Origin of the sequence: Microbacterium sp. CGR1 (genome assembly GCF_001266755.1) — a bacterium.
In the GTDB taxonomy this organism is placed as follows: Bacteria; Actinomycetota; Actinomycetes; order Actinomycetales; family Microbacteriaceae; genus Microbacterium.
Genome location: NZ_CP012299.1, coordinates 1911710 through 1932102, shown reverse-complemented (window position 1 = coordinate 1932102; position 20393 = coordinate 1911710). Strand labels below are relative to the sequence as shown.

23 protein-coding genes are annotated in these 20393 nt (G+C 68.9%); 6 read left to right on the top strand and 17 right to left on the bottom strand.

Annotated elements, in window-relative coordinates; all coding sequences use genetic code 11:
- Window positions 1-58: 58 nt before the first annotated feature.
- Window positions 59-220, top strand: coding sequence for a hypothetical protein (locus AKG07_RS17855; RefSeq protein ID WP_171821937.1), 162 nt, complete (start codon window positions 59-61; stop codon window positions 218-220).
- Window positions 221-335: 115 nt separating this feature from the next.
- Here AKG07_RS17855 and AKG07_RS09365 read toward each other — a convergent pair whose 3' ends face one another.
- Both AKG07_RS09365 and AKG07_RS09360 read right to left on the bottom strand, forming a co-directional pair.
- Window positions 336-1316: a cation transporter gene (locus AKG07_RS09365; RefSeq protein ID WP_053097620.1), complete on the bottom strand. Its 981-nt coding sequence runs from the start codon at window positions 1314-1316 to the stop codon at window positions 336-338.
- Window positions 1313-1903 (bottom strand): hypothetical protein, encoded by a 591-nt coding sequence (locus tag AKG07_RS09360; protein WP_233277239.1) that lies wholly within the window; start codon window positions 1901-1903, stop codon window positions 1313-1315. The genes AKG07_RS09365 and AKG07_RS09360 overlap by 4 nt, the downstream gene beginning before the upstream one ends.
- 39 nt (window positions 1904-1942) lie before the next feature.
- On the opposite strand from AKG07_RS09360, the gene AKG07_RS09355 reads away from it, so the two are divergent.
- The gene (locus AKG07_RS09355; RefSeq protein ID WP_053097619.1) at window positions 1943-3226 is read left to right on the top strand and encodes a hypothetical protein; all 1284 of its coding nucleotides are present in this window, start codon (window positions 1943-1945) and stop codon (window positions 3224-3226) included.
- A 350-nt stretch (window positions 3227-3576) separates the two neighbouring features.
- Here AKG07_RS09355 and AKG07_RS09350 read toward each other — a convergent pair whose 3' ends face one another.
- From AKG07_RS09350 to AKG07_RS17850, 7 genes are all read right to left on the bottom strand, one after another.
- Entirely contained in the window at window positions 3577-4134 is a 558-nt protein-coding gene (locus AKG07_RS09350) for a hypothetical protein (protein ID WP_053097618.1), read from the bottom strand.
- Entirely contained in the window at window positions 4131-4832 is a 702-nt protein-coding gene (locus AKG07_RS09345; protein WP_053097617.1) for a hypothetical protein, read from the bottom strand. Before AKG07_RS09345 ends, AKG07_RS09350 begins: the two co-directional genes overlap by 4 nt.
- Before the next feature lie 37 nt (window positions 4833-4869).
- On the bottom strand, window positions 4870-5652 hold the full coding sequence (locus tag AKG07_RS09340; RefSeq protein ID WP_445928292.1) for an endo alpha-1,4 polygalactosaminidase: 783 nt from the start codon (window positions 5650-5652) through the stop codon (window positions 4870-4872).
- A gap of 32 nt (window positions 5653-5684) precedes the next feature.
- Window positions 5685-6380, bottom strand: a complete 696-nt coding sequence (locus AKG07_RS09335; protein ID WP_053097615.1) for a DUF899 family protein — start codon at window positions 6378-6380, stop codon at window positions 5685-5687.
- 61 nt (window positions 6381-6441) lie between these two features.
- Window positions 6442-7848, bottom strand: coding sequence for an MFS transporter (locus AKG07_RS09330; protein ID WP_053097614.1), 1407 nt, complete (start codon window positions 7846-7848; stop codon window positions 6442-6444).
- 38 nt (window positions 7849-7886) lie between these two features.
- The gene (locus tag AKG07_RS09325) at window positions 7887-8957 is read right to left on the bottom strand and encodes a carboxylate-amine ligase (RefSeq protein WP_053097613.1); all 1071 of its coding nucleotides are present in this window, start codon (window positions 8955-8957) and stop codon (window positions 7887-7889) included.
- A 10-nt stretch (window positions 8958-8967) separates the two neighbouring features.
- Window positions 8968-9234: a DUF7218 family protein gene (locus AKG07_RS17850; protein ID WP_053097612.1), complete on the bottom strand. Its 267-nt coding sequence runs from the start codon at window positions 9232-9234 to the stop codon at window positions 8968-8970.
- Between the two features lie 123 nt (window positions 9235-9357).
- On the opposite strand from AKG07_RS17850, the gene AKG07_RS17845 reads away from it, so the two are divergent.
- Window positions 9358-9522, top strand: a complete 165-nt coding sequence (locus AKG07_RS17845) for a hypothetical protein (RefSeq protein ID WP_167347464.1) — start codon at window positions 9358-9360, stop codon at window positions 9520-9522.
- Window positions 9523-9570: 48 nt separating this feature from the next.
- Here the strand turns inward: AKG07_RS17845 and AKG07_RS09315 are convergent, their stop codons facing one another.
- Window positions 9571-9777 carry a CsbD family protein gene (locus AKG07_RS09315; protein ID WP_053097611.1) on the bottom strand — a complete coding sequence of 69 codons (207 nt, stop codon included), beginning with the start codon at window positions 9775-9777 and terminating at the stop codon, window positions 9571-9573.
- A 213-nt stretch (window positions 9778-9990) separates the two neighbouring features.
- Here AKG07_RS09315 and AKG07_RS09310 point away from each other — a divergent pair, with 213 nt between their 5' ends.
- Window positions 9991-10383, top strand: coding sequence for a hypothetical protein (locus AKG07_RS09310; protein ID WP_233277238.1), 393 nt, complete (start codon window positions 9991-9993; stop codon window positions 10381-10383).
- 24 nt (window positions 10384-10407) lie between these two features.
- Here AKG07_RS09310 and AKG07_RS09305 read toward each other — a convergent pair whose 3' ends face one another.
- Entirely contained in the window at window positions 10408-10770 is a 363-nt protein-coding gene (locus tag AKG07_RS09305; protein WP_233277237.1) for a hypothetical protein, read from the bottom strand.
- 296 nt (window positions 10771-11066) lie between these two features.
- Here AKG07_RS09305 and AKG07_RS09300 point away from each other — a divergent pair, with 296 nt between their 5' ends.
- Window positions 11067-11552, top strand: coding sequence for an FBP domain-containing protein (locus tag AKG07_RS09300; RefSeq protein ID WP_053097609.1), 486 nt, complete (start codon window positions 11067-11069; stop codon window positions 11550-11552).
- Between the two features lie 4 nt (window positions 11553-11556).
- On the opposite strand, the gene AKG07_RS09295 is transcribed toward AKG07_RS09300, so the two are convergent.
- The 4 genes from AKG07_RS09295 to AKG07_RS09280 are packed head-to-tail and all read right to left on the bottom strand — an operon-like array spanning window position 11557 to window position 17110.
- The gene (locus tag AKG07_RS09295) at window positions 11557-13857 is read right to left on the bottom strand and encodes a beta-xylosidase/alpha-l-arabinosidase (RefSeq protein WP_233277356.1); all 2301 of its coding nucleotides are present in this window, start codon (window positions 13855-13857) and stop codon (window positions 11557-11559) included.
- A 58-nt stretch (window positions 13858-13915) separates the two neighbouring features.
- The gene (locus AKG07_RS09290; RefSeq protein WP_053097608.1) at window positions 13916-14806 is read right to left on the bottom strand and encodes a carbohydrate ABC transporter permease; all 891 of its coding nucleotides are present in this window, start codon (window positions 14804-14806) and stop codon (window positions 13916-13918) included.
- Entirely contained in the window at window positions 14803-15834 is a 1032-nt protein-coding gene (locus AKG07_RS09285) for a carbohydrate ABC transporter permease (RefSeq protein WP_082297874.1), read from the bottom strand. Before AKG07_RS09285 ends, AKG07_RS09290 begins: the two co-directional genes overlap by 4 nt.
- Window positions 15815-17110 (bottom strand): ABC transporter substrate-binding protein, encoded by a 1296-nt coding sequence (locus AKG07_RS09280; RefSeq protein WP_053097607.1) that lies wholly within the window; start codon window positions 17108-17110, stop codon window positions 15815-15817. The genes AKG07_RS09285 and AKG07_RS09280 overlap by 20 nt, the downstream gene beginning before the upstream one ends.
- A gap of 163 nt (window positions 17111-17273) precedes the next feature.
- On the opposite strand from AKG07_RS09280, the gene AKG07_RS09275 reads away from it, so the two are divergent.
- Complete coding sequence (locus tag AKG07_RS09275) at window positions 17274-18272, top strand: LacI family DNA-binding transcriptional regulator (RefSeq protein WP_053097606.1); 999 nt, start codon at window positions 17274-17276, stop codon at window positions 18270-18272.
- On the opposite strand, the gene AKG07_RS09270 is transcribed toward AKG07_RS09275, so the two are convergent.
- Entirely contained in the window at window positions 18250-19137 is an 888-nt protein-coding gene (locus tag AKG07_RS09270; protein WP_072591741.1) for a PaaX family transcriptional regulator, read from the bottom strand. The two genes, AKG07_RS09275 and AKG07_RS09270, sit on opposite strands and share 23 nt — an antisense overlap.
- Window positions 19127-20392, bottom strand: coding sequence for a kynureninase (locus AKG07_RS09265; RefSeq protein WP_053097605.1), 1266 nt, complete (start codon window positions 20390-20392; stop codon window positions 19127-19129). Before AKG07_RS09265 ends, AKG07_RS09270 begins: the two co-directional genes overlap by 11 nt.
- Window position 20393: the final 1 nt, after the last annotated feature.

Sequence of the window (20393 nt, the reverse complement as noted above, 5' to 3'; positions counted from 1 at the left end):
ATCGGCTGTTCCGCCCCGGCATGCTGACCGGACTGGCCACACCGACGAAGGGAGCACTATGTCAGACATCGAATCCACCCCCGACGACGGGCGATCCGAGGCGGACGAGACGCCGATGATCCCCGACGAGCTCGCGCCGCGTCAGCAGTCCGAGGACCCGGTCCCGAACGATCCGGACGCCGCGGGCTCGGAGGACGGCGACGACGAGGACGACCTCTGACGCCTGCCGAGAGCGGCCGGTCGCCCCGAGCGATCGGCTACGGCGCCCGCCGCACGGACTCCCCCTAACTGGTGCGGTGGGCGTCCTGCCGTCCGGGGTCTCGCTCCGAGCACGGTCAGTCGCGGTCCGAGGTGTCGACGCCCTGGGGGAGCTCCTCCACCGGGACGACGACCACATCCTGCACCTTCCAGTCGAGGTCGGTGATGCGCGTCGCGAGGTCGGTGACGTCGCCCATAGACACCTTTCCGCGATGCGGCACGACGAACGCCTCGATATGGAAGACCTGCCCCTGATCCCGCATCCGCACTCCCGCCTCCGTGACCCAGGGACGGGAGCGCATGGTCGAGATCACGTCACCGGCGAGCGGATGCGGGTGCTTGCTGTCGTACGTCCTGGCGCGCTGGTCCATGAGATCGATCACGGCGGTCTTGGTGTTGCGCCAGCCGTCCCACACGATCCCGAGCGAGATCACGAGAGCCGCAGCACCGTCGAGCCACCACACGCCGGCACCCACACCGAGCACGCCGACGATCGAGGCGACCGTGGTCTGCCAGTCGGCCTTGGCCATGTCGGCGTCGGCGAAGAGCAGCTTGTTGTGAAGCACGGGCGCGAGCTTCGCCTTCGCCGGTCCGTAGAAGAACACCGGCCCGACGATGACCACGGCCATCACGGCGACCATCAGCCAGCCGAGCCAGATCGTCTGCCCGAACAGCTGCACTGTGCCGATGGTCGGGTGCTCGCGGGCGATGAGCCCGGTCACCGCTTCGACCGCCAGATTGAGTCCGACCGCCAGCAGGGCGACGCCCGCCACGAGGTGTCCGATTCCCATCACGCGGTGCAGGCCGTAGGGATGCTTGACCGAGGGGCGCTTGCGGATGAAGATCAGCGCGACGAGGAAGGCGATCTGCGGGATCAGCGACAGCATGTCCTCGATCCACGCGGTGCGCATCGCCTGCGAGTTGCCGACGACCAGGGCGATCACCGCGATCGTCACCGACGTGTAGGCGATGGTGAACCATTCCCACCCGATCGCTCGGCGCAGCGCTGCGCGCTGCTCGTCCGGCAGCTCGGTGCGGCCGATCCGCTGCACGGTCATCGCGACCCCACCGCCTCGTCGAGGTGACGTTCGAGAGCGCTGAGGAACGCGTTCTCGCCGAGTGGCACGAGCATCACGATCTCGCGACCGTCGGCTCCGTCGATCTCGGGATAGCCGCGGGTGACCCCGGCCTTGTCGATCCAGGGGGTGTCAGAGGTGAAGCCGCCCGCCACGAGGTCGAGGTCGCCGCGCTCGAGCATCCGGACCAGCGTCTCCTCCGACCCGTAGGTCCAGTCGATGTCGGCGTCGATGCTGTCGGCGAAGCCTGTCACGAGGTCGGCGATGCTTCCTGTGGGGGTGTCCCGATCAGTGTCGACCAGCCCGGGATCGGCCGAGACGCCGACCCTCAGGTCAGCGCCGGTCGCCGACGCGAGAGTGCCGTCCGGGTCGGCCGGGATGGTCAGGCCGCAGCCCGAGAGTGCGGCGGCGAGCAGCAGCGCCACTTCGGCCGAGACCGCGCGGCGGGGAGTCCACGTCGATGCGTTCACGACGCCATGGTGCCCCCGCAGGGCGGCGGTGAGAACCGGGTTGACGCCCGATGTGGCGCGAAGTATGCCGCTGGCGTGAGCGGGGGTCGGTGTCCTCATGCCGCTCGACGACGGTGATCCACCGGTACGGTAGGGCACATGTCACAGGCCCTCCGCACGTTCGGGCGCATCCTCGCCCGACACTGGCCTGCGCTCATGGCCTGGTATCTCGGGGGCGAGGCGCTGCATCGCGTACTGATCGAGCTCGCCGGCTTCGTCGGCGGTCACACCACGCTCGGGGGCCTGCTGCTGCTGCCGCTGGCGGTCGCCGCCCGACTCGTCGCGTACGTCGCGATGTATCTCACTGTGCGCCCCTCCTTGCCGCACAGCCGGAGGGAGGATGCCGGCGGCCTCCGCGAGTTCGCCTCCGCGACTCTCGCCGCGATCCTGCCGTTCTTCGCCTTCTACACCGCGTGGGGTCTGCTCGATGCCGACCAGATCGAGTTCTTCCAGATCGCGAGCGCGATCGCGTTGGCCGATTCCGGGTACGACCTCGTCCAGATGGGCGATCGCGGTGGTGTCATCGCGGTCGGCGTGCTGCCGGTGACGGTGCTCGTGATCGCGTTGATCGCACGACTGCTCTTCACGCGCTTCGCCGACCGGCTGCCGCGGTGGACGATCATCCTGGCCACCTATGCCGAGGTGCTGTGGACCTTCATGCTCTTCACACTCGTCGCACGGTGGTGGGTCAGCGTCCTGGACTGGTTCGGTGAACGAGAGGCGGCCGGGTGGCTGCAGAGCCTCGGCGACTGGTTCTCGGTGAACATCGAACCTATCGCCGCCGTATGGGAAGGGGCGACCTGGCTGGCCGGAATCCTCGTCGCCGCACTCCTCGTCCCCGCGGCCTGGCTCACGGTCGCCGGTGTGATCTTCGGCACGACCTTCGACTCGACTCCGCCGTTCGCACGCGTCGGCGGGGGAGCGGCGCGAGGGGCGGCCCTGAGCATCGCGCGCACGCTGGTGATGCGACTCGAAGGCCTCTGGGCTGCCGTCGCGGTGATCTGGCGTGGCGGGCCGTTGCTCTTCGGCGTCTACGCACTGGCCTACGCCGCGTGGGGCTTCGCCGAGCAGGCGGGCACCCGGGGAGTCCTGCTGCTGATCGGGGGCCACGAATCGTCGTTCTGGGCGGGGTTCTTCCCGCTCGTCACCGTCGCCATCGGTGCCGTCGCCGAACCGCTCAGGGTGGCGATCGTCGCCACGGCCTATGACGCCGTCATCGGCCGGCCCCGGTCTGGCCTCGACACCCGCCCGTCAGGGCTCGATACGGAAGCGGGCGAGGTCGTCGTCACTGCCCTCGATGTCGAGCAGGAACGGGCCATCGGCGTCGTCGGGAAGCAGGAAGGTCAGCAGGATGCGGTACGACGCCGGCTCGGCGATGCATGAGCTCTCGCCCTCGTCGTAGGGCACATCGAGGTCTGCGCGAGAGCTGAGCCAGGTGCGATCGGCGTCGATCTCTGTGAGCGTCGTCTGTCCGCAGAGCGATGCCGCGGATCCGCCGCTCGACGACAGCCGGACGCTGAGCGTGCGGGTCCCCGCAGGCGCCTCGAACTCCGCCCATTCCGTGGGCCCGAGCGTGAGGGTCTGTCCGGCGATGTCGACCGTCGTGTCGGCGTCGATCACCCGATCCGTCGGCCGGATGCTCGGCGCGATGTCGAGCCATGCCGTGGCGCTGACCATCGCGACGGCCGCGATCGCCAACGCGATCAGCCCGGTCCGCTGCGTCCGCCACCAGCTCATGGGATCCGCAGTTCGGGGTCATCGAGCTCGAGACTCGGCGTGCGAGGAAGGTCGTCCAGTTCGACCGCGATCGCGATCACGTCGTCGAGCTCGGCGGTGAAGTACGAGGAGATGAGACGCAGGTCCGCCTGCCCCGATGTCAGATCCGCTGGCAGCTCGAAGGCCAGCGTTCCGACCGTGTCGATGCCGAGTCGCAGCGGGGTCGACGTCAGCGTCGCGTCGGGTCGCTCGCTGGCCTGGAACACGCGATCGTCGATCGTCAGCGTCGCGAGCTGGATGGCGGCATCCATCTCCGTGCGGGGCGCCGAGGCGATCACCGTCACGACGAGCCAGTTCCCCTCCGCACTCCAGTCGCCACCGGACACCGCCACCTTGTCCGCGAACGTCGCGTCCGTCGCTGCCGCGATCAGAGTGCGGGATTCGACGGGGTCGCCGAAGGCGCCACGCAGGATGGTCGGACCGATGACGTCGTCATCGGTCGGGGTGACGGCGGTCAGCACGCCGGCCGCGACCACCAGCGCAGCGCCGACCAGCCAGGGGGTCGCGCGTCTCATCGTGTCTCCTGGGCGGTGACCGAGATGCGTGCGCTGAGGGCGGCAGGGCGCCACGTGACCGCTCGTGAGGAGAGGATCACCGCTCCACGCTGGATCTGCACCTCGTGCACGTCGAGCGCGACAGAACCGTCGAGGAACGCGTCCTCGGGTATGGTCCAGGCGAAGGTCACCTGGCTGGGGACGCCCGGCTGCAGGATGACCTGGCCGGATGACCCGTCCGCTCGCCAGACCGCCACCGAGTCACTCGCGGGGACGCCTGCGAGGTCGAGAAGCGGACGGCCGGTGTTGACGAACCCGGTGCTTATGCGGTCGACGGTGGTGCCGACTCCGATCGGAGCATCCGAGAGATTCTCCATGCGCGTGCTCATCACGAGCAGCTTCTCGCCGGGCTCCGCCTCGAGATACTCCGACTCGACCTCGGTGGCGAACTCGGCGTCGAGCACGGTGATCGCGTACTGCGAGGTGCGCACTTCCTCATCCGCGCCCAGCAGCGTCGGCGAAGCCTCTGCACGGGCGAACCCGCCCATCGCCGCGACGACGATGGCCACGGCGGCGACCGCGACTGCGGCGAACCAGATCCATCGGGGCAGCTCGGCGATCCCGCGCGTCCACCGGGAGGCAGCGTGCCGCACGACCTGCGCGGGCGCCGGGCGCGAGGCCGCAGGCGTGGCGCCACCGTGATCCCCCGTCATGCTCACGGGGCCAGCATATCGATGTGCATTGCTGAGGCGACGGTCAGCGATCGCAGGTCTCGAACACGTACCCGTCGTCTGACGGCGTGACGAGGTCGCGGTCTCGCAGCACCATCGACGAGGGGGCGTCGTCGTCGGCGCACATCTCGTCGAACGACCGCGGCAGCTCGTCGGAGTACTCGATGTCGATCACGGCGTCTCCGTAGACGTCGGTGAACGCCCCGCACTCGTCGAAGACGCTGCACTCCTCGACGACGGCGAAGTCGAATCCTGCGTGCTCGCGCAGCACCGGTGCGTCTTCGGCGGCGTTCTTCTGCCCGGCCGCGAGTCCGGAGTCGTGGGCGACGTCGACCAGCAGCGCCGCGAGGGCGAGGTTGTCGTCGAGAGTGAGCGCGTCGTCCGAGCGGGTGTACGAGTCGAGGTTGTCGAACTCGACCGCGTCGAATCCCGACTCGGCGCACCCCTCGATCCACGGTCCGACGATCTCGGCGATGCGCTCGCGGCGCTCGTCCGTCGACGTGTCGAGCAGAGCCTCATCGGGCCAATCGGGGTCGAACACCGGCTCGCCGTCGCTCTGCAGCACGAGGTCGTCGGGCCAGGTGTCGAGCTCGCCCGGCTGGGTCTGGAATCCGTTCACATAGCAGACCGAGTACAGCCCGTCGGCGGGCACATCCGAGCGGTCCCGGCCGACGATGCCGACTCCGTCGGCGGGGTCGTAGCCGCCGCCGAGCTGATAGTCGGGGGTCGCTCCCGCGGGGGGAAGGGCGAACTGCGCCGGAGGGTCGGAGATGGTCGTGACGCACCCCGTGAGCGTGAGGACCAGCACGGCGATGGCGGCGACCGCGACCGTCGCGCACCTCAGCTGCCGGCCCCGTACAGTGCGGCGATCTCTTTCGAACCCATCCCTTGAGAATACGTCTCATGCTGGGGCCAGCCGGCGGGGGAGTCCTCCCACTCCTCCTGTCGGCCGAAGGGCAGCAGATCGACGAGACCCTGCAGCTGGCTCATGCGCTCGGTGCCACGGCCGTTCGTGTGCCACGTGCGATAGACCGTGTCGCCGTCGCGGAGCAGCACGTTCACGCCGAAGCCCTCGTTCGGCCCGGCGTCCATATCGGCACCGAAGGTGCTGTCGGCGCTCGAATACCAGGTCATGCGGTTGCCCACCCTGTCGCGGTAGGCCAGTGCCTCATCGATCGGTCCGTTCGTCACGATCACGAAGCGGGCGTCGTAGTAGCGCTCGAGGAAGTCGAGGCGGGTGAACTGCGACGTGAAGCCGGTGCAGCCGGGGCATTGCCACTCATTGCCGTCGGTCCACATGTGGTTGTAGACGATGAGCTGGCGGTGCTCGCCGAAGATCTCGGGCAGCCGTACCGGCCCGTCTTCGCCGACGAGCGTGTAGTCGGGCAGCTCGACCATCGGCAGTCGTCGTCGTTGTGCCGCGATCGCATCGAGTTCTCGCGTCGCCGCCTTCTCACGCACGCGCAGTGCGGCGAGCTCGCGACGCCACGTGTCGACGTCGACGACGGGCGGAAGGGGCGTCTGGGGCGTGGTCACGGTGGACCTCCGGGTGCTCGGTAGGACGATGCCCCCAGTGTGCGCCCGACCACCGACATCGTCAACCGATCGGCGAGGGTGCCCCGTCGACGGCCGGAGCCTCGGCCTCCTCGGCCGGATTGCGGCGGATGCCGATCCACGACACCACACCGCCGAGCACGAGCAGCGCGGCGGTGACCCAAGCCGCGTTGTGGAAGCCCGCGAGATCGAGCGTGCCGCCGATGATGGTCGACAGCATCGCGACGACGAGCAGCCCGGCGACGCGGGAGACCGCGTTGTTGACCGCGGAGGCGATGCCCGAGCGGGATTCGTCGATGGCGCCGAGGATCGCCGAGGTGAGCGGAGCCACGGTGAGCGAGAGCCCGAGGCCGAGCACGATCATCGCCGGCAAGACCTGCCACCAGTAGTCGAAGTCCTCGCGGACGAGCAGCAGCATCAGCGCGCCGACCGCCATGATGAGCGGACCGACGGTCATGAAGATGCGGGGCCCGAAACGACCGGCCCAGGATCCGGCGCGCGAGCTGACGAGGATCATCAGGATCGTCATCGGCAGGCTCGCGAGGCCGGCCGCCGTGGCACTGAGACCTGCGCCCTGCTGCAGGTAGACGCCGACGACGAAGCCGTTGAGCGACAGTGCGGCGTAGACGAAGAGCGTGGCGAGGTTGCCCCAGGCGAAGTCGCGCACCCGGAACAGCGACAGCGGCATCAGCGGGGAGGCCGAGCGCTGCTGGCGCACCAGGAACCAGGCGAACAGCGCCGCTCCGGCGATGCCGGGCATCCAGATCGCGGGGGACTGCCACCCGAGGTTCGGCTGCTCGATCAGCGCGAAGACCACAGCGCCCAGACCGATCGCGCACAGCGCCCCGCTGAGCCAGTCGACCCGCACACCGCTGGGGTGCTCCTTCAGCTTCAGGCGCGAGAGCAGCACGAGCGTGACGGCGATCGGCACCACGTTGATGAGGAAGACGAATCTCCACGAGAGGAAGTCGACGAAGAGCCCGCCCAGCAGGGGGCCGACCAGCTGTGCCGCCGTCGTGAACGCGGTCCAGACGCCGATCGCCCGCGACTGCACGTCGGCGCGCATCGTCGCCGTGATCAGCGCGAGCGAGCTGGGCACGAGCAGTGCGCCCGCGGCGCCCTGCGCCGCGCGCGCGATGATCAGGATGAGGGGATCGGGTGCGGCGGCCACCGCGACCGATGCCACGCCGAAGGCGATCAGGCCGATGCGCATGACGAGCACCCGGCCGTAGGCGTCCGACAGCGACCCCGCGAGCAGGATCAGCGCGCTGAGAGTGATGAGGTACGCGTCGACCACCCACTGCTGAGTGGTGATGCCGCCGCCGAGCTCTCGGCTGATGGCGGGCAGAGCGACGGTCACCACGGTGCCGTCGAGGAAGGTCACGAAGGACGCGAGGACGGCGACGGATATCACGAGCCGCTGCAGCGGCGCGAAGCGAGAGGATGCCACACGGCGACACTACTGCCGCCGGGAGACCTCCGGGGCGGTCAGCGGGTCGCGGTGCTCGTCCGATACAGCTCGCGGAGTCCGGCGGCGCCGTCATCCGCGTAGGCGCGGTGCTGGCGCTGGGCGCCGGTGCCCTCGGATCGGAGGCGGGCGAGGCCGTCGACCACGAAATCGTCGTCGCCGAGCTGGGCGAGCGCCGGGCGCAGCCGTTCGAGCAGCCGGTCGGCGATCGTCCAGGCCGGTTCGATCGATCCGTCCACCGGGTCGACGAGGCGAGCATCCGTGCCGTATCTGGCCGCGGTCCACAGCGAGGCGTCGATCGCGTCGAGGCTCAGACCGTGACAGTCGTCGAGGGCGTCGCTCACCAGCAGCGCGCGAGTCAGGGCCACGGCGAGCAGAGTGTCGTCGACCGTCAGCTGCGCATCGAAGACGCGCACCTCGACGGTGGGGAACCTCTCGGACAGGCGGACGGTCCATGACAGCGAGCTGGCTTCGGCGATGGCCCCCATCGAGACCAGCTGATGGACGTGCGAGCGGTAGTCGCTCAGATCGTGGAAGAGAGGAGGACTCCACGAGGCAGGAAGTCGACGGATCAGGATGCTGCGCCAACTCGCGTAGCCCGAATCCCGCCCGTGCGCGAACGGCGCATTGCCGGTGATGGCGAGCAGCGGAGGCAACCAGGCCCGCACGCGGTTGACCACGCGGACGCGCTCCTCCTCGTCCGGCACCTCGACGTGGATGTGCAGGCCGTTGACCTCGTGCTCACGCGTGATCTCGACGAGCTGGGCGGATACCGCGTCGTAGTGGGGCGACGACGAGACCACGAGGCGGTTGGGCGAGATGAAGGGGGTGCCGGAGGCGGCCACGATCGATCCCTGCTCCGCAGCGACCTCGCCGAGAATCCCTCGCGTGCGACGCAGCTGCCCCTCGGCATCCGCTCGCGTGACGCACGGGTCGGTCGCCGACTCGAGCTGGCAGGTCAGATACTCAGGGGTGAGACCGGAGCCCGCCGCGTCGAGGATGCGCTCGCGCGTCTCGGGAGTCATGGCCGACGGCACGAGTGTCTGCTCGTCGAGGAGGACGAACTCCTCCTCGACACCGAACCGGGCCACAGACGCGGACCTAATGATCGCGCAGCGCCGAGATGAGCTCGGCCTTGCGCTTGCCGCTGTAACCGGTGAGGCCGATCTCCTTGGCGCGTTTGCGCAGTTCGTCGACGGTCCAGTCCTCGTAGTCGCCGTGCTCGCCGCCTCGGCGCCCGACCGTGCTGCGGCCGTCTCTGGCCGCGGCGTTCGAGATCCTGGCGGCCTTCTCCTTCGAGGCGCCGTCATCGCGGAGCTCTTCGTACAGCTCCGGATCCTTCAGTGAGTTGTTCCTGCGTCCTGGCATGTCGTCTGCTCCTCTCGCACGGCGGGAAGCCCCGCGTCAAGGCCCTCCGGTGACAGGCCCCGGGGGTCTAGGTTGAGTGACCGATGGGCGCACTCCCCCGCGCCCCCAAGAAGGGAAAGACCGATGAACATCCTGCTGATCATCATCATCGTGGTCGCCATCATCCTGGCGATCACCGGCGGGCTCGTGCAGTCCCTGCAGTTCCTCCTGTGGGTCGGCCTGGTGCTGCTGGCCATCGCGGTCATCGCCTGGTTGATCCGAGCGATCTCCGGCAGCCGCACCCGCTGATCCACGCAGTGAGGCCCGCTTCGGCGGGCCTCACTCCGTTTCAGGGGATCAGTCCCGGGAAGCGTCCCGCAGGCCGTCGCCGACGTTGTGTGCGGCGTCCTTGACGTTCTCTCCGGCCTGCTTGACCGAAGCCTTCGTCTGGTCGGCGCGACCCTCGGCTTCGAGGCTCTCGTTGTCGGTCGCCTTTCCGACGCCCTCCTTGATCTTTCCGCCGGCCTTCTCGGCTGCGTTCTTGATGTCGTCTGCTCCACTCATGGCGCGATTCCTTTCATCAGTCGATCAATGGATGTCCACCGTCGCACGGACCGAGAATCCTGCACACGGGATTGACAACCGCGGTCGGGCGTGACAGCTCCACCTCCCCGTCGACGCGGACGTCGGCGACGACTAGCCTGGCCCCAGGCGGGTGGTCCTGCCCGCTCTCACCTCGGCTGCGGTCGACGAAGGAAGCGGTAGAACATGGACTCGATGATGATGGGCGCCATGCGCTCGAACATGATGTCGATGCCCGACATGGCGACCATGGACATGTCGGTCATGCAGGCCTGCATGGACGCGTGCTCGGCTTGTGAGCAGGCGTGCACGGTGTGCTCGACGCAGATGATGGACTGCTCGCCGGCATGCATGAACTGCGCGGACATGTGCAACACCATGATGCGGTCGATGATGCGGATGCAGGGCATGACCCCTGCGTCGATGATGGCGATGCTCGACGCCTGCATCGCGATGTGTCAGACGTGCATGGACGAGTGCATGGCGCACGCCGACCACAGCGAGGTGTGCAAGATGTGCGCTCAGACCTGCAAGGACTGCATGGACGCGTGCATGGCCGTCAAGGACATGATGATGGCGGCCGCCTGAGCGGCAGCGAGTCGCACGGCGCCCTCAGGAGAGCGCGACGTTGAACTGCGTGCGACCGACGGCCAGCACGCCGTAGCGCACGTGCAGCGCGATCGGCGTGCCCGCAGGAGCCTCGAGCGCTGCGCCGCCGCTGTTCCACAGTGCGTGAGTCGCCCCGTCGAGGGTGCGCACGGTCAGCTCGCCGGTCGCCGCGTCGGAGTGCTCGACGATCGCGTCCGCCCACTCGGTCGGGGTCGCCGATGCGATGCGCGCCTGGATCAGGTGAAGCGCGTGACCCGCCTCGAACGAGGAGCACGCGAAGCCGTGGCGGCACATGCACGCAGAACGCTCACGCACCGAGAGGGGCGAAAGGCGGTTCAGCGGCGTGGACACGGTGGTCTCCTTCATGAGCGGACGTTCCGGCAAGAGTAGGTCGGCCGTGGCAGCGAGGAAACCCGAGCCGACATGCTCCGAAACAAACGGGCGTAGACTCGCGGGGTGCTGTTGTCGAAGAGCGCTCTCCGGATTCCGGATCGAGCGCGGAATGGAGCCGTGGGCGCGTTCAGCGCCACGGACAGAGGCTGACGATCGGCCGGAGGCGGAACATCCCGTCCCCGGAACCACGTCGTACCCGGCATCCGTGCGGATGCCGTCCTCCATTCCTCTTCCGCCGCCCTCTGCGGCCCACACGAAAGCACCGACCCATGCGTCCCATCGACGAGCGCACCCTGCGCGCCTCCTTCATCAACGCCTCCCGCAAGGAGGTCTCCGATCTCACCCTGCCCGCCGGCTTCGCCGACCTCGACGTCGAGAAGCTCGACTACCTCGGCTGGGTCGACCCCAAGCTCCCTCGACGTTCCTATGTCGTCGCCTGGGTCGATGACGTCCTCACCGGCGTGATCCTGCAGCGCGCCGAGCAGCGCGTCACAGCCAGAGCCCAGTGCTCCTGGTGCGAGGACGTCACCCTGCGCAACGACGTGCAGCTGTACGTCGCCCGCAAGGCGGGTCCGGCCGGCCGCAAGGGCGACAGCATCGGCACTCTCGTCTGCGCGGAGTTCGGATGCTCGCAGAACGTGCGCGTGCTGCCGCCGCTCGCCTACGAGGGCTACGACCGCGAGCTCGCCCGCGAGATGCGCATCCTGAAGCTCCAGGAGCACGTGAGCGCGTTCATCGCGGGTGTGAAGGGCTGACGCCTCACACGATCTCGAGCCGGGCGACCGTCTCCTCCTCGTCACAGGCGCCGCCGACCCACAGGCGTACGGCTCCTGCTTCGACCCGCTTGACGCCGTCGAGCCCGGTGAAGGCCAGCCGGTCGATGGGCACGTCGAACTCGACGATCTGCTCGGCACCGGGCGCGAGCGCGACCCGCCGGAAGTCCAGCAGCTGGGCGACCGGACGGGTCACGCTCGCGACCTCGTCGTGCGCGTAGAGCTGCACGACGTCCGTCGCGGCGATCTCGCCGGTGTTGCGCACGCGCACCGTCGCCCGGAAGTTCTCCCCCGAGGTGACCGATGCGGGTGCGGTGAGCTGATCGTGGGCGAAGGTCGTGTAGCTGAGACCGAAGCCGAAGGGCCGCACGGGCGTGGAGTCGGCGCTCGTGACATCCGTGAGCCCGCCCAGCACGGGGTGCAGATAGGAGTACGGCTGCGCTCCCGCCGAACGCGGCAGCGATACCGGCAGCCGACCCGACGGAGCGACGCGACCGCTCAGCAGCCGCGCGATCGCGGGGCCGCCCTCCTCGCCGGGGAAGAACGTCTGCAGCACAGCCGCGGGGATGCCCGCGGATGCCTCGTTCGCCACAGCAGAGCCGTCGACCGCTCCGAGGCCGGTCATGGTCCCGGCGGCGCCCGCACGGGTCGGCAGCGCCCAGTCGAGGACGTACGGACGTCCGGTCATCGCGATGAGGATCACAGGAGTGCCGGTCGCGACGACGGCCTCGACCAGCTCGCGCTGGACGCCGGGGAGCTCGAGGTCCTCGACGTCGTTGCCCTCGCCCACGGTGCCTCGTCCGAAGAGGCCGGCGCGATCGCCCACCACGACGACGGCGACGTCGGCAGCGGAGGCGGCGTCGACCGCGGCGGGGATGCCGGAGCGATCGGAGCCCTCGACATCGCATCCGATCGCCGAGACGATCTCGGCGGCGGGGAACTCGTCGCGCAGCGAGCCGGCGACCGTCGGCAGATCGATGCCTGCGGGGGTGTCGGGGTGATGCGCGAGCACATGGTTGACGAACGAGTAACACCCCATCAGCGCTTCGGCGCTGTCGGCGTTCGGCCCGATCACGGCGATCCTGGCGGTGGTCGAGGGCGCGAGCGGCAGGGATCCGTCGTTGCTCAGCAGCACGATCGACTCCTCGGCGAGACGGCGCGCGAGCGCACGGTGCTCTGCCGGATCCAGGTCGATCGCGGTCGGAGGGGTGTCGAAGTCGGCATCCAGCAGCCCGAGCTCCTCCTTCTGCGCGAGCACCCGCCCCACGGCCCTGTCGAGGATCTCGACCGGGAGCCGACCGTCCCGCACCTGATCGGCGAGCGTGACGAAGGCGTCGGGCGAGGGCAGCTCGACATCGATTCCCGCTGTGAGCGCGAGCCTGGCGGCGTCCGCTGAGTCCGCGGCTGCGCGGTGCATGCTGTAGAGGAAGTCGACCGCGAAGTAGTCCGACACGACGACTCCGTCGAACCCCCAGCGATCGCGCAGGATGCCGGTCAGGTAGTGCGCGTCCGCCGTGACGGGAACGCCGTCGATGTCGACGTAGGAGTTCATCACGCTGCGGGCGCCGCCCTCGTGGATCGCCATCTCGAACGGCGGGAGCAGCACGTCCTCGATCTCTCGCACGCCCGCGCTCACGGGCGCGTGATTGCGTCCGGCCTTCGAAGCGGAGTATCCGATGAAGTGCTTCAGGGTCGCGTGCACGCCCTCGGACTGGAGGCCGCGGACATACGCCGTGCCCACCCGGCCGACGACCAGCGGGTCCTCGGCGATGCACTCGTCGACCCGGCCCCAGCGGGGGTCGCGGATGACGTCGAGCACGGGAGCGAGGCCCTGATGGATCCCGAGTGCGCGCATCGATGATCCGACCGCTCGGCCCACCTCCTCGACGAGCTCGGGGTCGAACGCGGCGCCCCAGGCGAGCGGCGTCGGGAAGGTCGCTGCCTTCCAGGCGGCGAGACCGGTCAGGCACTCCTCATGCACGATGGCGGGGATGCCGAGTCTGGTCTGCTGCTTCAGGCGGCGCTGCTCGGCCCACAGCCACTCGGCGCGTTCCACAGGGTCGACCGGACGCGTGCCGTACACCCGGGTGAGGTGGCCGATCCCGTGCTCCGAGGCGTCCTCGTAGCGGGTCGAGCTCTTCTTCTCGCCCGACATCGGCGCGACGACCTCGACGCCCTGGTCCACCCAGAAGCCGACGAGCTGCGCCTGCTTCTCCTCGAGGGTCATCCGCGCGAGGAGCTCCTCGACGCGGGGCGAGCGCGGCGCGGCGCCTGCGTACTGCGACATCTTGTTCTCTCTCTCGTTCTCGTTCTCGTCGACGTGTGGGGTCGCGACGGCGACCGTGTCAGCCCTTGACAGCACCGGTCAGCCCTCCCACGATCCGCCGTTCGAACAGGCTGAAGAAGATCAGCGCAGGGATCATCGACAGGGAGGTGAATGCCAGCACTTTCGCGGTGTCGACCGAGTACTGCGAGGCGAACGACTGCACGCCGAGCGGCAAGGTGAACGCCGAGGCGTCGTTGAGGATGAACAGCGGCAGCAGATAGCCGTTCCAGCTGCCGATGAACGCCAGGATGCCGGTCGTGATCACTCCCGGCAGGGAGAGCGGCAGCACCATCCGCCAGAAGAACCCGATGCGGCTGCATCCGTCGATGAACGCGGCCTCCTCGATCTCATCGGGGATCGCCCGGAGGAACGGCACGAGGATGATGATGGTCGTCGGCAGGGCGAAGGCGATCTGCGGCAGGATCACTCCGCCGAGCGAGTTCATCAGCCCGAGACTGCGCACCACGATGTACAGCGGCGTGATCGCCACGGTCAGCGGGAACATCAGGCCCGCGGCGAAGAAGGCGTAGAGCACGCCGCGACCGGCGAACCGGTATCGAGCGAGCACGTATGCCGCCATCAGCGCGAGAGCGACGGTGCCCACGGTGGTCGCGAGGGCGACGATCGTCGAGTTGCCCACGAGCCGCCAGAACACGTCGCCGGTGAGGACGTCGAGGTAGTTCGACACCACCCAGGGAGACGGGAACCCCGACGGGTCGGTCGTGATCTGCGCGTTCGTGCGGAACCCGCCGGTGATGATGTATGCGATGGGCGCGAGCATCAGTCCGACGGCGATCAGCGCGACGAAGTACACGTTCGGATGCGCCCACGGGAGCTTCGGCTTGGCGGTTCGACCCGGGCGTCCGAGACGTGCGGGTCGCTGGGTGACGAGCACCGAGGTGGCGGTCATCGGACGTACTCCTTCTGTGTGGTGGCGTCTGCACCGGAGTCGGCGTCTGCGTCTGCGACGGCATCCTGCGGGACGGCATCCTGCGACGCGCGCGACCGGGAGCCGCGCTTGCGACCCGAGGCACCCGTGAGAGCGCCGTCGGTGTCCTTGCGCAGCACCGCACGCTGATAGATGAGAGCGACCACGAGCGAGATGAGGAACAGGACGACCGCGACCGCGTTGCCGTAGCCGTAGTTGCCGGCGTTGCGGCCTTCGGAGACCATGTAGGTCGCCATGGTCGACGTACCCGCGGTGGAAGCGATGTACTGGCCCCAGATGATGTAGACGAGGTCGAACAGCTGCAGTGAGCCGATGATCGACAGGAACGCCCAGATGCGCAGAGTCGGCGCCAGGAGCGGCAGAGTGATGCGCCACTGGATCTGCCAGTAGGACGCGCCGTCGATCGCCGCCGCCTCGTGCAGCTCCTCCGGGATGCCCTGGAGGCCCGCGAGGAACAGGATGACCGCGAAGCCGATGTACTTCCACGTGATGATGGCCATCAGCGTCCAGATCGCGATGCCGGGATCCGACAGCCAGTCGGTGGCGAGGAATCCGAGGCCCATGTTCGTCAGCATCGCGTTGATCGCGCCGTTGGTCTGCAGCATCAGGCTCCACCCCGTGCCCACGACGACCTCGGAGATGACGTAAGGGACGAAGATCAGCACGCGGATCAGCGACTGGCCGCGCATCTTGCGGTTGAGCAGCAGCGCCAGCACGATGGCGATCGGGCCCTGGAGCACGAGGGAGAACACCAGGATGAACCCGTTGTGCGCGAGCGCGTCGTGGAACAGCGGATCCTGGAGGATCGTGAGGTAGTTCTTCAGCCCGACGAAGTCGGTGGGAGGGCCGTAGCCCTGCCAGCTGAAGAACCCGTAGTACGCCGCCATCAGCACCGGGAAGATGACGAAGGCGAGGAACACGAGCAGGGCGGGCCCGGCCAGAAGGATCACTTCCAGCCGGGCACGCATGTCACGCTTTCGCTGCGGCATCCTGCACAGCCTTGACGAGGTCTTCCGCGCTGCTGTTGCCGGCGAGCAGGTCGACCACGGCGACGTTCAGCGCGTTGCCCACGTTCTGGCCGTAGACGGTGTCGAGCCACTGCGTCGCGTAGGGGGCAGCGTTGTACGCCTCGAGGATCGTCTGCAGGTAGGGCTCGGTGACGGCCTCCTGAGCGACCGTGTTGACGGGCGGGGCGTTGAACGCCTTGTAGTACGCGGTCTGCACGTCCGAGGTGCCGATGTAGTTCAGGAAGTCGACGCAGGCGTCCGGTGCATCCACCGAGCACGAGTAGCCGTCGACGCCACCCATCATGGAGCCGGGTTCGCCGTCTCCGCCCTCGACCTCGGGGAACGGGAACCAGCTGAGGTCGGCCAGCGGCTTCTGATCAGGGGTGAGCGAGCCGATCACGCCGGGGTTCCACGCGCCCATGAGCTCCATGGCGGCCTGGTGGTTCGCGATGAGGCCGGCCGAGCTGCCCGCGCCCTGCTGTGCGGGAGTCGTCAGGAATCCGGAGTTGAAGGGCTCGGTCTCGGCGAACGCCTGCAGGTCCTCACCGGCACGCACCCAGCAGTCGTCGCTGAAGTCCATCTCGTCCGCCGCGGCGGCGAGGGTGTCCGAGCTGCATTCGCGCAGCGCCAGCCAGTAGTACCAGTGCGCGGCGGGCCAGGCGTCCTTGGCGCCGAGTGCGATCGGGTCGATCCCCTCCGCCTTCAGCGCCTCGGTGGCGACCTCGAGCTCCTCGAGGGTCGTCGGGTTCCCGGTGATGCCGGCCTGGTCGAAGAGGTCCTGGCTGTAGAAGAGGCCGCCGGGCAGTACGGCGACGGGCATGGCGTAGATCTTGCCGTCAAGGCTGTTCGCCGAGTACGACGCATCGGGGATCTCGTCGGCGGCCGGGCCGTCGATGGCGTCGGTGAGGTCCTTGAGCTGGCCGGCCTTGACCATCGCCGCCATCTTGCCGCCACCGCGCTGCAGGAAGATGTCGGGGGCGTCGCCCGAGTTGAGGGCGGTCTGCAGCTTGCCGTCGAGATCCTCGTTCTGGATCGACTGGATGTCGATCGTCACGCCCGGGTTGTCCTTCTCGAAATCCGCGACGGTCTGTTCCCAGAACTCCACTCCGGGGCCCGTCGTCGAGTTGTGCCACAGGGTCATGCTGGTGTCGCCGCCGTCACCGGAGCCGGACGAGTCCGCGGTGCAGCCCGAGAGCGCGAGCGCTCCGACGGCCAGGACCGTGACTGCGGAGGCGAGGGGGAGCCTTCTGCTGTTCATGTGATCGTTCTCCTCATCGAGTTGCGCGCCGCGTCACTGCGGGGCGCCTGCGGACACTCTGGTGAGACCGCAGTGGCATGAGTCTCCGGCGGACGCGCTCGATCGTCAAACGTTTTCGAAAACAGTTTCCATCGCGATCGGCGGGAGACTACGCTGGCGTCTCATGGGGGCACGCACGACGATCCATGACGTCGCGAAAGCGGCGGGAGTGTCTGTGTCGACCGTCTCGAAGGCGGTCAACGGTCGGTACGGGATCGCGGATGCCACGGTGCAGCGCGTACTCGACGCGGTGAAGGAGCTCGGCTACGAGTCGAGCCTCGTGGCGAGCAGTATGCGCGCGCGGCGCACCGGTGTGATCGGCGTGCTGCTGGCGGACTTCGAACCCTTCAGCGCCGAGATCCTGAAGGGCGTCGGCTCGGCCGTGCACGACACCTCCTTCGATCTGCTCGCGTACAGCGGTTCCCACCTCGGCGCGGGCGACGGATGGGAACGCCGGTCCCTGAGCAGGCTCTCCGGCACGCTGATCGACGCCGCGATCATGGTCACGCCCACGGTCGTCAGCGCCGGCACCGAGATCCCCGTCGTCGCGATCGACCCGCACACGGGCCGGGCCGACCTGCCCACGGTCGAGTCGGACAGCTTCGGAGGCGCGCTCGTCGCGACCAGACACCTCATCGAACTGGGCCACCGCCGCATCGGCTTCCTCGCAGGTCGCCCCGACCTGCGCTCCGCCGGGCTTCGCGACGCCGGGTATCGCAGGGCTCTGTCGGACGCGGGGATCCCCCTCGATCCGTCGCTCATCGGTGTCGGTCGCTACGAGCTCGACGCGACGAGGGAATCCGCTCGCATCATGCTGAGCGGCGACTCGCGTCCCACGGCGATCTTCGCCGCCAACGACCTCTCCGCGATCGCGGTCATCGATGTCGCCCACGAGCTCGGTCTGCGGGTGCCCGACGATCTGTCGGTGATCGGATTCGACGACGTGCCGGAGGCCACCAGAAGGGCGCTGCCGCTCACGACCATCCAGCAGCCGATGCGGCGACTCGGCGCGGTCGCGGCTGACATGGTGTTCACGCTGCTCGCGGGGCAGGAGGTCGACGAGATGCACGTGATCCTGCCGACGCGGCTGGTGGTGCGGGCTACGACCGCCCCGCCGCGGTGAGCTCGGCGCCGGTCGCGGAGCTTCCGGCCGCGGAGTGTCGCGTGACGTCGCGCACACGCCGCCACGCGGCATCCGACAGCTCTGTCGACAGCCTCTGGAACTCGGCGACGCTGCGCCGACCGGGCCACTCGGCCGGCAGCATCGACGGCGGCAGCCCCGGATCGACGTAGGGCAGCACTCGCCAGCGGTCGAGCAGCTGCACATACGCGGCGAACGGCGCGGTGGGCAGCGTCGCGAGCGAGGCCTGGAACGCGAGGTGCTCGGCGCGCAGCGACTCGAGGTCCCACCAGTCGGCGGCGGCCTCGGGCAGTGTGCGGGCCGTCGTCGGCGTGCCGGCCTGGAACAGGGTCACCCACTCGCTCGCTTCGAGGTCGTCGACGATCTCCTGCACCTCGCCCTGCAGATGCCCCGGACAGATCCACAGCGCAGGCGAGACGACACCCGCCCCGATCCACTGCAGGCGACGGCGAAGCTGGTGCCGGGTGGCTCGCGCGCTCTCGGGCATCGAGAACGAGATGAGGCACCAGCTGTCGGCATCCGTCATCTCGCGCATCTCGAAGATGCGCCGATCGCCGCGCTCGAGCATCGTCGCGGCATCCGGATTCAGCAGATACCCGGCCGCGTGCCTGCGCTCGGCGAGCAGCAGTCCCTTCTGCTTGAGACGGGTGACGCCGGTGCGCGCCTGCGCCGTGGGGATCCCGAGATCGCCGGCGAGGGCGACCAGGTCGGCCGTCGAGATCCAGCCGCCGAGAGGTCGCAGATACAGCCCGACCAGAGTGCGCAAGAGGGAGGCGGTGCTGCCGGGGCGCGCATCGATGTCATCGAGCACGGGGCCTGTGGTCGCCTCTGCGCGGTCAGCGGTCATGCGACTCCAGTGCGTCGCGCACGGCGAGGACGCCGGTGAGCGTCTCGACATACGACGTGCTGAGAGGGGAGAGCCCCAGACGGATGCCGTCGGGGAAGCGGAAGTCGGGGATGATGCCGTCGGCCCACAGTCGCTGCGTCACCGCGCGGAAGTCGGGGTGGCCGATGGTCACGTGGCTTCCGCGCTGTGCGGCGTCGCGGGTGCTGAGCAGGCGCACGCCGAGGGGCGCGAGCACCTCGTCGTGGGCGCGGACCGCGAAATCGGTGAGCGAGAGCGACTTCTCACGGATCGCCTCGACCGACGCCTGCTCGATCAGGTCGAGCATGCCCTGCATCGCGAGCATCGAGGTGATCGGGGGAGTGCCGCTGAGCAGCTGACGGATGTCGCCGGCCGGCTCGTACTGCGGACCCATCGCGAAGATGTCGGCGGCGCTCCACCACCCTTGGATCGGCTGGCGCAGCACACCCTGATGCTCGCGCCGCAGGTAGGCGAACGCGGGGGAGCCGGGGCCGCCGTTGAGGTACTTGTAGGTGCACCCGACGGCCATGTCGACGCCCCAGTCGTCGAGCTGCATGGGGATCACGCCGGCCGAGTGGCACAGATCCCACATCATCAGCGCGCCGACCTCGTGCACCGCGGTGGTGATCGCCGGCATATCGGCGAGGGCGCCGGAGCGGTAGTCGACGTGGCTCAGCGACACGAGCGCCGTCTTCGCCGAGATCGCAGCGACCACATCGGCCATCTGCACCCCGAGCACCGGATCGGGCTCGATCCACCGCACCGTCATGCCGGTCTCGGCGGCGACGCCCTCGGCCATGAACCGGTCGGTCGGGAAGTTGCCCGCCTCGATGACGAGCTCGGTGCGCGAGGGGTCGGCGGTGGCCGCCGCGCGCATCAGCTTGTAGATCAGCACGCTGGTCGAGTCGGCGACCACGGCCTGACCCGCGGCGGCGCCGAGGGTGACACGTCCGATGCGATCTCCGAGCTCCATCGGAAGGGCCATCCACTGCTCGTCCCACGAGCGGATCAGGCGGGTGCCCCAGTCGTCGCGCACGAATGCGGCGAGCTTCTCGGGGGTGTCCTTCAGGGGCCGGCCGAGCGAGTTGCCGTCGAGGTAGGCGCCGACGCCGGGCGCTTCGGCGAAGGCGGAGAGATGCGAATGCAGCGGATCGGCCGCGTCGAGAGCCTGCGCGAGGTCGAGGAGGGTGCGGTCGGCGGTCGGAGCGGCGGTCGTGGTCTCGGGTGAGTCGGTCATG

Excerpts from the sequence above, each read along its gene's own strand:
- AKG07_RS09315 (WP_053097611.1), bottom strand. The coding sequence starts at position 9,777 with ATGAGTGGAGCAGACGACATCAAGAACGCAGCCGAGAAGGCCGGCGGA.
- AKG07_RS09350 (WP_053097618.1), bottom strand. The coding sequence starts at position 4,134 with ATGAGACGCGCGACCCCCTGGCTGGTCGGCGCTGCGCTGGTGGTCGCG.
- AKG07_RS09355 (WP_053097619.1), top strand. The coding sequence starts at position 1,943 with ATGTCACAGGCCCTCCGCACGTTCGGGCGCATCCTCGCCCGACACTGG.
- AKG07_RS09300 (WP_053097609.1), top strand. The coding sequence starts at position 11,067 with ATGCGTCCCATCGACGAGCGCACCCTGCGCGCCTCCTTCATCAACGCC.
- AKG07_RS09270 (WP_072591741.1), bottom strand. The coding sequence starts at position 19,137 with ATGACCGCTGACCGCGCAGAGGCGACCACAGGCCCCGTGCTCGATGAC.
- AKG07_RS09285 (WP_082297874.1), bottom strand. The coding sequence starts at position 15,834 with ATGCCGCAGCGAAAGCGTGACATGCGTGCCCGGCTGGAAGTGATCCTT.
- AKG07_RS17850 (WP_053097612.1), bottom strand. The coding sequence starts at position 9,234 with ATGCCAGGACGCAGGAACAACTCACTGAAGGATCCGGAGCTGTACGAA.
- AKG07_RS09310 (WP_233277238.1), top strand. The coding sequence starts at position 9,991 with ATGATGATGGGCGCCATGCGCTCGAACATGATGTCGATGCCCGACATG.
- AKG07_RS09275 (WP_053097606.1), top strand. The coding sequence starts at position 17,274 with ATGGGGGCACGCACGACGATCCATGACGTCGCGAAAGCGGCGGGAGTG.
- AKG07_RS17855 (WP_171821937.1), top strand. The coding sequence starts at position 59 with ATGTCAGACATCGAATCCACCCCCGACGACGGGCGATCCGAGGCGGAC.
- AKG07_RS09365 (WP_053097620.1), bottom strand. The coding sequence starts at position 1,316 with ATGACCGTGCAGCGGATCGGCCGCACCGAGCTGCCGGACGAGCAGCGC.
- AKG07_RS17845 (WP_167347464.1), top strand. The coding sequence starts at position 9,358 with ATGAACATCCTGCTGATCATCATCATCGTGGTCGCCATCATCCTGGCG.
- AKG07_RS09265 (WP_053097605.1), bottom strand. The coding sequence starts at position 20,392 with ATGACCGACTCACCCGAGACCACGACCGCCGCTCCGACCGCCGACCGC.
- AKG07_RS09360 (WP_233277239.1), bottom strand. The coding sequence starts at position 1,903 with ATGAGGACACCGACCCCCGCTCACGCCAGCGGCATACTTCGCGCCACA.
- AKG07_RS09280 (WP_053097607.1), bottom strand. The coding sequence starts at position 17,110 with ATGAACAGCAGAAGGCTCCCCCTCGCCTCCGCAGTCACGGTCCTGGCC.
- AKG07_RS09295 (WP_233277356.1), bottom strand. The coding sequence starts at position 13,857 with ATGTCGCAGTACGCAGGCGCCGCGCCGCGCTCGCCCCGCGTCGAGGAG.
- AKG07_RS09305 (WP_233277237.1), bottom strand. The coding sequence starts at position 10,770 with ATGAAGGAGACCACCGTGTCCACGCCGCTGAACCGCCTTTCGCCCCTC.
- AKG07_RS09290 (WP_053097608.1), bottom strand. The coding sequence starts at position 14,806 with ATGACCGCCACCTCGGTGCTCGTCACCCAGCGACCCGCACGTCTCGGA.